Genomic DNA, 10,941 nt, shown 5'->3' on the forward strand with positions numbered 1-10,941 from the left:
TCCCCAACGGGGACAAACTCTTTGATCTGATCGCCGTCACCATCGCACTGTCGATCATCTTGCACTCCTCGACCGACGTGCCGGTGGCGCACAAGTTGCGCATTGAACCGCCTGACCACTTACCGGCCGGCTACGACACGGTCCGGGCATCCGAACTCGACGAACTGGCGCCGCCGACGACGGGAAGCCACGACCGAAGTCCGTAACCGCCGTTAGCGCAAGACAGCGGTCAATGCCACAGCGAAGACCAGTGCCGGTGCGGCCATACCGGCCACGAATGCCAGGCCGAAGCGTCGGCCCCCGGAACTGAAGGCGAGTGCGATCTTCACCAGTGTGTTTGATCCCAGGGCGGCGGCGATCGCGACCAGTGCGGTGTTAACGCCGATGTCGCCCTTGGCGGCCAGGGTCGCCGCAGCGACCGACCCGGCGTGCGCGTCGGCGAGGCCCGCCCCGAAAGCACCCAGTACGGCACCCTGGGGACCGAGAACGTCTGCGCCCCAACGTCCCAGCAGCAAGGCGAACACCAGCACCGCGGCGAGGATCAGCGCGGGCTTGAGCGCGAAGGGACGAGCCGCGGGGGCCCGGTCGGCTTCGGGCTCGGCGTGGTCTTCACGGTGGGCCCCCCGGTAGACGTAGGCCGCCACCGCGATGAGCACCACCGCCGCGGCCAGCACCGGAGGCCACAACCGCCGCAGCACCGCCGGGGCGACGTAGCCGATCACGATGACCAGTTGCACGAACGTCGCCAGACTGGCGGCCAGCGCACTGGCCAGCGGAGCCCGCACACCGGCGGTGCGGCTGAGCCGGCCCATCGACGCGGTGGTCGCGCTGGCCGAGACGAAGCCGCCCGCCAGACCGGTGACCAGTAGCCCACGTTCGGCACCCAGTGCCCGCACACCGACGTAACCCAACCAGCCGATGCCGGTGAGTAACACCACCAGTAGCCAGACCTTGGCGGGATTGAGCACACCGTAGGGACCCATCGGCTGATCGGGCAGCAGTGGCAGCACCACGAACGCCACCACGAAAAACTTGATCGCATCTTCCATCTCGACCTCGGTGACGATGTCGCGGGCAAAGCGGTGGATGCGTGACTTGGAGACCAGCAGACCGACGACGACCACGGCCAGCGCGACGGCGATTGCCGGTCGGCTGTAGGCCAGCGCGCCGAGCAGGAAGGCGACGACAGCGGCGATCTCAGTGGTCGTGCCCGGATCCTCGGCACTGGTGCGGAAGTAGGCCAGCGCCATCAGCGCGGCAACGCCGACCAGTCCGGCGATCACCGCCCACGGCCCGAAGGTGGCGGCCACCGCGCCCAGCAGTGCCAGCAGCGCAAAGGAGCGGGACCCGGCAGACAGCGTGCGGTTGTGACTGCGCTCGCGTTCGAAGCCCAGAAGCAGACCGATCGCCAGCGCGACCAGATAGGGCTGCAGGGCTTGCCAGCTCATCGGTAGCACCGCATCGCTCCACAATAGGAAGTCCGACGTGGGAGTCGATCGCACGGGACCGGCGCTGGGATCCTGAGGCGGCACGCCCCCGATTCCACCCGCCTTCTCACGACCCCCGACTAATCTGGACACACCTGAGTCCACAATTTGCTGACACCGGGGCTCACGGGTCTGGGAGGTGCTGTGACCGCAGTGGTGGATCCCCCGTTGTTTCGGGAGTTTCCGTTCAACATCGGGTTGCGAATACTCGCACCGGGCGATATCCGGCCGACCGCTGACCAGCGTGAGAGCTATCAGCGCTTCACCCAGATGGGCGACCCGTTGGCCGACGACCTGGTGTCGGCTTTCCGCCGGCTGCCCGCCGGGGTCGGCCGGGCCCAGTTCGAGACAGCGGTCGAGCAGGGAATCGAGGCCGTCGACGATCCGATGCCCGAGTTGGTCGCGTTCTTCGCCTCGGTCGATGCCCGGCCGTACTGGGTCGACCAGAAGAAACTGGACCACGCCGTCCGGGTCTCGGCACGCATCGGGATGATCCCCAGCTTCACCGCGATGTCGATGTTCTCCCTGATGGGCGGTTACCTGGCATCGCGGGCCGACAAAACCCTGGTCGCCACCGGAGATCTGGAGGCCATGGCGCCGCGCCGGCTGGCCGAAACCCTGACCTGGACCGTCGACGTCACCGCGCCGGGGGCCTTGGAACGCTTCGCCCCCGGCTTCACCAGCACCCTGCGGGTCAGGCTCATGCACGCCATGGTTCGCGCCGGCATGTCACGCCGGCCCGACTGGGATTTCGATCAGTGGGATCACCCGGTCAACCAGTCGACGATGGCCGGCACGCTGATGCTGTTCTCGATGGGCAATGTGCTCGGCTCGCAGGCATTGGGCGTCCGGTTCAGCCGCCGCGAGAAGGATGCGCTCTTCCACTTCTGGCGCTACGTCGGCTTCCTGCTCGGGGTCGACGCCGAATTGCTGCCGGCCGACGAAGCCGACACCTGGCGGCTGATGTGGCTGCAGGCCGACTACGAGTTCCGGCCCGACGAGGACTCCACCCGGTTGGGTCATGCGCTGCGTTCGGCGGTGGGCCCGCTGGCCATCGGCCACAGCCGCCATCCCGCCGCACAGTTCGCCCGGACCGTCACCACCGAATTCCTCTGTGCCTATAGCAGATTGATCCTGGGGCCGTCCAACGCTGAGGCGTTGGAACTGCCCGACAACAAACTGGCGCAACTGATGGTGGCGGGGTTCGCGGCCACCAACTTCGCCCTGCGCTACCCGATGCGGGTGGTGCCGGGCCTGAGCCGGGTGTGGGAGACCGTAGGCCGGTACAACATCGAGATGTTCTCTGCTCAGGCCATCAGGCACCACGGCGGTGACCGGACCTACCGCCGTCACGACGGCCTGGGCGCGGGCACCCGCCACTCCGGGTCCAGATCCAGGTCCGGGTCCGGTTCGCGGGCGCGGGCCTAGCAGCAGTGCCGGCCGCGCCAGGTCTCCCGGCCCTCGCGGACCGCGACCGCGCCGATCACCAGAGCGGCCAGGGGATCCGCCCACGACCACCCGAACAGACTGTTCAGCAGCAGTCCCACGAGCAGCACCGCGGACAGGTAGGTGCACAGCAGGGTCTGTTTGGAGTCGGCGACGGCGCTGAGCGAACCGAGTTCCCGGCCGGTCCTACGTTGGGCGTAGGACAGCACCGGCATCACCACCAGCGATATTGCGGCAAGCACAATCCCGGGCGTGGATGGCTTCGCCTCCGCATCGCCGAACAGAGCGCGCAACGACTCGACGGTGACGTAGCCGGCCAACGCGAAGAACGAGACGGCGATGATCCGCAACGCCGTCCGCTCCCGGTTCTGGGGATCCTGTCCGGCGAACTGCCAGGCCACCGCGGTCGCGGAGGCCACCTCGATCAGTGAATCCAGGCCGAACCCGATCAACGCCGCCGACGATGCGAGTACACCCGCGGTGAGCGCCACCGCCGCCTCGATCACGTTGTAGGTGATCGTCGCGGCCACCAACAGGCGGACTCGACGCGTCAACAGCGAACGACGTGCGGCCGTCAGAGTTCCAGCCGCGCCGCCGGGCTTGTCCGCACGGCAGCCGTCCGCCGTCACTACAACCCCAAGGTCTTGGCGATGATGTCGCGTTGAATCTCGCTGCTGCCGCCGGCGATGGTGCCGACCACCGCGGCGCGGAACTGCTCCTCCATTCCCCCTTCGGTGGCGTAACCCATTCCGCCCATCATCTGAATGCCCTGCAGCGCAGCCTCCTTGGCCAATTCGGTGGCCTTGAGCTTGACCATCGACGCCTCCCGGGGCATGAGTTTGCCTGGGTTCTCATCGACCCGTTGAGCGATGTCATGGACCAGCAGCCGAGTGCATTCGATCTCGGTCGCCAAGTCCGCAAGCCGGTGTGAGAGCGCCTGGAAGGTCCCTACCGGGCGGCCGAACTGATGGCGGGTTTTCACGTAGTTCAGCGTGTCGTCAAACGAGCGGCGTGCTTGCCCGAGCGCCAGCGCCCCCACGATGACCCGCTCGGTGTTCAACCCGGCGATCAGCTGGGACCACCCCTGGCCCTCGACTCCAACGATTCGCTCCTCCCCGACCTCGCAGTCGGTGAAGAACACGTCGTTGACTTCCGCGCCCATCGTGGGGATCGGACGGATCTCGATGCCGTGGGTGCTGGTCGGCACCGACAACATGGTGATGCCCCGATGCTTGTCACCGCTATCGGAACTGCGGGCCACCAGCAGGATGTGCTCGGAGATGTGGGCGTTGGAGATCCACATCTTCTGGCCGTTGAGCCGGTAGCCGCCGTCGACCTTCTCAGCCTTACACCGCAGCGAGGCGACGTCGGATCCCGATCCCGGCTCGGACATCGCCACCGCGGTCGGGGTGCCCGAGACAACCGCGCCGAGGATCTCCTTCTTCAGATCCTCGGAGGCGAAGTTGAGGTAGATGTGCGCGACGATCATCGTGACGCCGAAGCTGGATACCGGGATCTGGTTGTAGGCCAGTTCCTCGATGACCAGGCAGGCGTCGAACAGACCACCACCGGCGCCGCCGTACTGCTCGGGGATCGACAGCCCGAGGAATCCGAGGTCGGCCAGTTTGCGGGCCATCTCGACGCTGTGATGCGTGGTGCCGCCGTTGGTCAGGGCCAGTCGCTGCTCCCGACCGCCGCACTCCCTGGCCGCGAACTCTCTGATGGTGGCGATCATGGTGTTCTGTTCGTCAGACAGATGCAGGCTCACGGGGGACTCCTTCGATCCGGAATTTCCGGCCCAAGCCTCTATCGTGGCAGCCGTGGAGTCCGCACAGAAGCCTCCTGCCACCGGCCTGAGCCGACGCCAACTGCTGGCCTGCGCCGGCGGCATGGGGTTGGCCTCCGTCGTCGGCACTCATGCCCGGCAGGCGCAGGCCGCACCGGTCCCGTCCGGGGTCATCCTGTGCCGGCAGGCCTGGGGCGCCCGCCCGGCCCTGCCCGGCGGCCGGCCCCAGACGATCACCCGGATGACCATCCACCATTCGGCGGTGGCGCTTCCGGACAACTCTGCGATCATCGCCCGCCTGCAGCAGCACCAGCGCTTTCATCAAGACGACCGGGGCTGGGTGGACATCGCCTACCACATGGCCGTGGACCGCAACGGCAACATCTTCGCCCTCCGCGACACCGCCATCGCCGGTGACACCGCCACCAACTACGACACCACCGGACACTTTCTGGTGTTGTGCGAAGGCGACTTCGATCAAGAGACCGTCAGCGCGGCCCAACTCAACGGTGCGGCACTGGTCTTCGCCTGGGCCACCGAGAATTTCGGTATCGGAGTGGACACCCTGGCCAGCCATCAGGAGGTGGCCTCGGGGACGGCGTGTCCCGGCCGAAGCCTGCAGGCCCACGTCGATTCCGGTGACCTCGCGCAGCGGATCACCGCGCTGGTCTCCTCCGGCTTCGACCTGCAACCACTCTGCGGGTCGCAAGCCGATGAACGGGTCGCGTCCATCGAGGCGGGCGGCTAGCTCCGCTGCCGGCGAACATGGCCGGTCAACGTCCAGCGCGCCGGTGAAAGGCCCTCATGAGGGTGTGTAGTGCCCGTATCCTCGGGACATGAGTTCTTTCTTCGACAAGAACCGGACGTTGGAGCAACGCCGCCAAGCGGTCTCCAACATGTATGACTTCATGGTCAAGGGTGGTATCGCCGACACCACCCGGATGCCGTCTGAGGTCATCGACGAGGGCCACAAGGCGACCCTGCATCGCTACCTTCCGGTGGACAAACCGCTCAGCGGTGACCCGGTGCTGCTGGTGCCGCCGTTGGGGTCGCAGTCAGTCTGCTTCGATCTGCGGCGCGGATGCTCGCTGACCGAGCATCTGCTGAAGTCCGGTCGCCCCACCTATCTGGTGGACTACGGCGAGATCGGTCTGGCCGACCGCAATCTCGGGATCGAGTTCTGGGTCTCGGAGGTGGTGCCCAATGCGATCCGCAAGGTATCTGAGGATTCCGGCGGCAAACCGGTGCACCTGATCGGCTGGTGCCTCGGCGGCGTCATCTCCATCCTGACCACCGCCGCGTACAGCGAGTTGCCGATCAAATCGGTGGTCATGGTCGCCAGCCCCTTCGACCTCAGCAAGCACCAGATGATCGCCCCGATCCGCAAAGCGGGCAAGTACACCGGTGGCCGCATCATCGGGACCGGCCTGAAGGTGCTCGGCGGTCTGCCGGCCCAGATCGTCGGCCCCGCTTTCAAGGCCACCTCGCTGACCACGTATCTGAAGAAGCCGATCACCCTGCTCAAGCACCGCGACGATCGCGAGTTCCTCGCCCATGTCGAGGCGGTCGACGGGCTGATGAACAGCATGCTCGCCTATCCGGGTCGGGCGACGCTGCAGGTCTACCAGCGGCTCGTCCAGCAGAACGATCTGGCCGACGGGACCGTCCAGGGCCCCACCAAACTGGTCAAACTCGCCGATATCCGGGTTCCGGTGCTGAACGTGGCCGGCGCCTCCGACGTACTCGTGCCCGTCGAGGTCGCCCACCACGTCGGCCAATTGCTGCCGAACTCGCCGACGGTGCGGCTGGAGACCGCACCGGGCGGGCACCTGGGCGTCCTGACCGGGCGCTCAGCGGCGGCCACCACGTGGACGATGATCGACGACTTCCTGGACAAACAGCCGGCCTGAGCCGACACGCGCCCCGCTAGGCTGCCGATGTGAACCTTGAGAAGGTGGTCTTCGGCTTTTTCGTGTTGCTGGCGGCGACCCTGAACTTCGGCTTCTTCGTGGGCCCCATCAGCGACCCCGAAGCCCACAACTCCTGGGAGTTGTTCCTCGCCCTCTTCGTCGCCCTGATCACGACGATCCTGAAGTTCGGTGACAACACCCAACTCGGCGCGGTCCAGCTGGCGACCAGTCTGGTCGCGTTGCTTCAACTCGCTGCCGCGGCGGGCATGTGGGTGTGGGCCACCCAGGTTTCCGAGCAAGGACTCGACGGACACGCCACCGCGAGTGTGGTCTCGCTGTCGGGCGGGGCGCTGTTGGCAAACCTGGTTTCGGTGACGCTGCTCGTCATCGAGACGGCGACGTTCCGCCGCCGCTAGCTCAATGCCCAACCCGCCGCACCCGTTCCGCCTGTGGTCCCGGAAACGGATGACCGGACAGACCACGCCGAACCACATCCCGGCATCGGCGCCGACCAATGAGGTGATCTTCTTGATCATGCGGCGGATGAGGCTGCCGCTGCTGTTCGTCGTCACGACCTTCGCCTTCTGCACGGCCGGGATGATGTTAATGCCCGGCGTGGACCCCGACGGAAACCCCTACCGGCTGAACATATTCGACGCGTTCTACCAGATGACGATCACGCTGACCACGGTCGGCTACACCGAGGCGCCCTACCCCTTCAGCTACCCGCAGCGGATGTGGCTGACGATGTCGATCTTTCTGCTCGTCATCGGCTGGGCCTACACGATCGCGGTGTTCTTCGCACTCGTCCAGGGTGCGCCCTTTCAGGCCGCCGTCGCCGCCCAGCAGTTCCGGCGTCAGGTTCGCCGTCTTGTCGAACCCTTCGTCATCGTCGCCGGATACGGAAATGCCGGCCGGATCGTCGGAGCCGAACTCGACGATCACTACCGCCGTTTCGTCGTCATCGACGCGCGGGAGGACGCGGTGCAGTCGCTGGTGTCCGAACAACTGAGCTTCGAGGTCCCCGCCGTCCAAGGCGACTGCGCCACCCCGGCGGTGCTCGGTATGGCCGGCCTCGGGCACCGCGAGTGTGAGGGTGTGCTGGCGCTGACCGACGACGATGAGACCAACCTGGCGGTGGTGATGGCGGCGTCCCTGCTGCGACCGGACCTCCCGGTTCTCGGCCGCTGCGCTGCGCGCCGCACCCGCACCCGCATGGAGCACTTCGCTCCGGGGTCGGCGATCAACGCCGACGACCGCTTCGGTGACTACCTGGCCCTGTCGATCCAGCGACCGGTCAACCACCAACTGCTGCGGTGGTTGATGGACAACGATCAAGAGCAACTTCAGCCCGTCCGAAGGGATCTCGCCGCACGCAGATGGGTGGTCTGCGCCGAGGGCGAGTTCGCCGATGCGGTGGTCAACGATCTCGCGGCCATCGGGGTCGCCGTCGAACTGGTCGATGCCACCGACGCGGACCCCGACGTGTCCGGCTCGGTGGGATTCATCGCCGGAACGGCCAACGAAACACTGAACATCGCCATGGCCGAACATGCCCGGCACGCCAATCCCGATGTCTACCTGGTGCTCCGGCAGGAGACGAACGCACGGAAAGCCCTACTGGACGCGATGCGGATCGAGTCGGTCTACATCGACACCGAAGTCATCGCCCGCGAGGTGCTCGCCCGGATTGTGACCCCCGTCTTCTGGAGCTTTGCCGAGCATGTGTTGACCCAGGATGAGCAGTGGGCGGTGGCGGTACGCGACCACCTGCAGGGGCGTTGCGGAGACCACACTCCGCAACGCGACGTGATCACGCTGTCCGCCAGAGAGACTCCGGCCATCGCCAACTGGTTGACGCGGGGGCAGGCCCTAACCTTGCGGACCCTGATGCTGCAGCCCGATGACCGCGAATCAACACTGCCCGTGGCGGCCCTGGTGCTCGTCCGCGCCGGCGAACCGCAATTCATGCCCCCCGAGGACATCCCACTGGCCCTCGACGATCAGGTGCTGCTCGTGGGCAAGCCCGCCGGGTTGGCGAGGGTACGCGAGATCTGTCATTACCCATCCACCGTGGAGTATCTGGCCACCGGCCGCGACGTTCCGCTGACGTGGGTGTGGGCGCGGCTGACCGCCAGGAAGCGGGTGTCATGAGTCCACAGCCCGCGGCAGCCGCCGGCGGCGTCTCCGAGGTGGCCGTCGGCCGCGCGAGGAAAGCCGGCTAAGCGCAACCCTCGGAGCCGAGCAACCGTGCTGCGGCCATGACTGCGGCCATCTGTAGGCCGGTCGTCTGGGTGAGCGGGATCGCCGACAATGCAGTCGCGCGGCGGTAAGCGGCCAGTCGTGCCTCGAGCACGGTGCGGGCGGCACTCTGCGCCTCGAGGGTCTGAGTGATCCGTGCCAGTCGGAGCAGTAGTGCCGGGATGCGCAGTGCGTATGTTCCTGCTTCGAACCAGACGAGTTCCCGCACGGCAAGCCGGCGGTCGGCCGAACCAGACGGTCGTGTCTTCTCCAGCGCTGAGATGGTGCCGACGGCCGCGGGTACGGAGTCCGCCAAAGAGGCCACGATGGACTCGGCCTGAAATGAGTTGTTCAGCGGTGCCAGTGCGGGTAACCACTGACCGACCAGCGTGACCTCCTCCCGCAGCAGGAAGATCCTCTCGTCGAACACTTCGCCGAGGGTGCGGTCCGACGGCGCCGTCTTGCCCTCTCGCGCGTCGCGCCACAGCGGAACCTCGCACGTCATGCTGTATGTGCCGAAACGTTCCCTGGCGAAGTCGGCGCTGGAGTCTCCAGCCTGCCAGGACGATCCCGGAGCTGAACCGGTCGGGACTTCACGCGCGAGGATGTCCGGGATGGACGGGAAGGAGAACATCCCGGGCCGGTAGGCCGCCATCTCGGCCAGCGGCTCGCCGACCTCGTTCAGAGAGACGCCGAAGCGGCCTGGGAGTCCGGCGAGTTCGTCGGCGAGTCCGGGGTGGTCCTCGCTGAGGATGAAGAATGCCCCACCGGTATCTGCGCCGTGAAGCGCACACTGCAATCGCGGTCGAGTGATCTCCAGTGCCCTTTGCCAGCAGAGGTTTTCCGGTGTGCTTTGCCGGAATTGATATTGCGGCAGTTCGATCGGGAAGCTGTACTCGGGCTGCAGCCGAAACGGCGGTCGGAAGAAATGGGTGAGATAGGCGCCCAGATCGGGCGAGGCTCCGAACCATCCTTGGTTGAGTGCGATCCCGTCGATGTCGATCGCAGGGATGAAATGCCACTCCCAGCAGGCCAATTCGTCGCCCACCTGGCCGGGTGAATCGGCCAGGTGCGCCAGCATCCGCAGCACGGTCAGGCATCCGGTGGGCTCGTTGGGGTGCGGGGCGCCGACGATCAACGCCGAATGCGGACCCTCACCGATGGACACCATCTGAATTGGCCGGCCGTCCCGGCTGTCCCCGAGATGTTCGACCCGTACCCGGTCGGCGAGACTCAAGTGCCGGACGATAGCCTCGCCGGTAAGATCTGCGGCAGCCGGCAGCGACGGCCCAGCGCCGTCCGTCACCGATGCGGCAGGAGTTCGGGCAGCCGCCGCTGCAGAGACTCGGCCAGGCTGTCATGCAGGTGATGCACCGGGTGGCTACCCGCCCACTCATGGAGGTCGTCGACGTTCTGGGTGATCACGGTGACGTCGGTGTAGTTGACCGCGCCGCCACCGCCCGGTGCCCGTCCTTGGGGGCGACCTCCTCGACCAAGTGATGCCGCCCCAGTCACGTCATCGCGGAACGTCGGTACTCCACTCTCGGCGGAGAACCCGACACCGCTGAACACGGCGATCCGGATCCGGGGTGACCCCGTCACGTCGGTCGAGTCGGTCAACGCGGTGCCTTTCCCGTGACGGCCCACCCCGATCCGGACGGATTCGGCCATCCGTAGCGAAACATGAACCCGAAGCGCGAACCAACGGCCACCGAAGTGACCGTCGCCGGTCCTGATTGTACCGGTTAAGCAGCGCCTTTCCCGAGTCGACCGGGCGTTCGGGGCGCCCGGCACCGCAACCAGCTGAGCCCGTTGAAGGGCCGCGACCCGTGGGCCAGCCCGGGTCGCGGTGTACCGCAACCTGCACCGCGGGGTGTGGTCGCTGAGGGCCCTCGACGGGCCCTGCAGCGGCGTCGTCAGTCGCCCACGCCGAGAGAAAAGAGAGTTTCCGGACGATGACCTGGACCCTGGAGATCACCAAGGCTGAAGGTTCCGCCTTCGAGGGCACCATGAGCTTCGAGGGAGCATTGAACTTCGTGCAGAAGCCTGAGCGCATCTCCGGTGTGGTGCG

9 protein-coding genes and 3 pseudogenes are annotated in these 10,941 nt (G+C 66.6%); 7 read left to right on the plus strand and 5 right to left on the minus strand.

From position 1 onward, the window contains the following. Positions 1-206 (plus strand): annotated as a pseudogene (locus ADBZ5N_RS13805) (hypothetical protein); the annotation flags it as partial. A gap of 6 nt (positions 207-212) precedes the next feature. Here ADBZ5N_RS13805 and ADBZ5N_RS13810 read toward each other — a convergent pair. Beyond that, positions 213-1,448 carry an MgtC/SapB family protein gene (locus ADBZ5N_RS13810; RefSeq protein ID WP_526258252.1) on the minus strand — a complete coding sequence of 412 codons (1,236 nt, stop codon included), beginning with the start codon at positions 1,446-1,448 and terminating at the stop codon, positions 213-215. 183 nt (positions 1,449-1,631) lie between these two features. Between ADBZ5N_RS13810 and ADBZ5N_RS13815 the strand changes: the two genes are divergently transcribed. Beyond that, positions 1,632-2,915: an oxygenase MpaB family protein gene (locus ADBZ5N_RS13815; protein ID WP_526258254.1), complete on the plus strand. Its 1,284-nt coding sequence runs from the start codon at positions 1,632-1,634 to the stop codon at positions 2,913-2,915. Here ADBZ5N_RS13815 and ADBZ5N_RS13820 read toward each other — a convergent pair. Both ADBZ5N_RS13820 and ADBZ5N_RS13825 read right to left on the minus strand, forming a co-directional pair. Next, complete coding sequence (locus ADBZ5N_RS13820) at positions 2,912-3,511, minus strand: cation efflux transmembrane domain-containing protein (protein WP_526258269.1); 600 nt, start codon at positions 3,509-3,511, stop codon at positions 2,912-2,914. The genes ADBZ5N_RS13815 and ADBZ5N_RS13820 overlap by 4 nt on opposite strands. A 50-nt stretch (positions 3,512-3,561) precedes the next feature. Then, complete coding sequence (locus ADBZ5N_RS13825) at positions 3,562-4,701, minus strand: acyl-CoA dehydrogenase family protein (RefSeq protein WP_526258256.1); 1,140 nt, start codon at positions 4,699-4,701, stop codon at positions 3,562-3,564. Between the two features lie 52 nt (positions 4,702-4,753). On the opposite strand from ADBZ5N_RS13825, the gene ADBZ5N_RS13830 reads away from it, so the two are divergent. The 4 genes from ADBZ5N_RS13830 (at position 4,754) to ADBZ5N_RS13845 (ending at position 8,783) form a co-directional block, all read left to right on the plus strand. Continuing rightward, positions 4,754-5,467 (plus strand): peptidoglycan recognition protein family protein, encoded by a 714-nt coding sequence (locus ADBZ5N_RS13830; protein ID WP_526258258.1) that lies wholly within the window; start codon positions 4,754-4,756, stop codon positions 5,465-5,467. 88 nt (positions 5,468-5,555) lie between these two features. Continuing rightward, entirely contained in the window at positions 5,556-6,629 is a 1,074-nt protein-coding gene (locus tag ADBZ5N_RS13835) for an alpha/beta fold hydrolase (protein ID WP_526258260.1), read from the plus strand. Positions 6,630-6,658: 29 nt separating this feature from the next. Continuing rightward, positions 6,659-7,045: a DUF6394 family protein gene (locus ADBZ5N_RS13840; protein WP_526258262.1), complete on the plus strand. Its 387-nt coding sequence runs from the start codon at positions 6,659-6,661 to the stop codon at positions 7,043-7,045. A 49-nt stretch (positions 7,046-7,094) separates the two neighbouring features. Further along, positions 7,095-8,783 carry a potassium channel family protein gene (locus tag ADBZ5N_RS13845; protein ID WP_526258265.1) on the plus strand — a complete coding sequence of 563 codons (1,689 nt, stop codon included), beginning with the start codon at positions 7,095-7,097 and terminating at the stop codon, positions 8,781-8,783. A 67-nt stretch (positions 8,784-8,850) separates the two neighbouring features. On the opposite strand, the gene ADBZ5N_RS13850 is transcribed toward ADBZ5N_RS13845, so the two are convergent. Further along, positions 8,851-10,107: a M14 family zinc carboxypeptidase gene (locus ADBZ5N_RS13850; protein ID WP_526258267.1), complete on the minus strand. Its 1,257-nt coding sequence runs from the start codon at positions 10,105-10,107 to the stop codon at positions 8,851-8,853. 107 nt (positions 10,108-10,214) lie between these two features. Continuing rightward, positions 10,215-10,454: pseudogene (locus ADBZ5N_RS13855) on the minus strand (Sir2 family NAD-dependent protein deacetylase); the annotation flags it as partial. 259 nt (positions 10,455-10,713) lie between these two features. On the opposite strand from ADBZ5N_RS13855, the pseudogene ADBZ5N_RS13860 reads away from it, so the two are divergent. Continuing rightward, a pseudogene (locus ADBZ5N_RS13860) lies at positions 10,714-10,857 on the plus strand (hypothetical protein); the annotation flags it as partial. Between the last annotated feature and the right edge of the window lie 84 nt (positions 10,858-10,941).

Source organism: Mycobacterium sp. (assembly GCF_044370595.1).
Taxonomy (GTDB): Bacteria; Actinomycetota; Actinomycetes; order Mycobacteriales; family Mycobacteriaceae; genus Mycobacterium.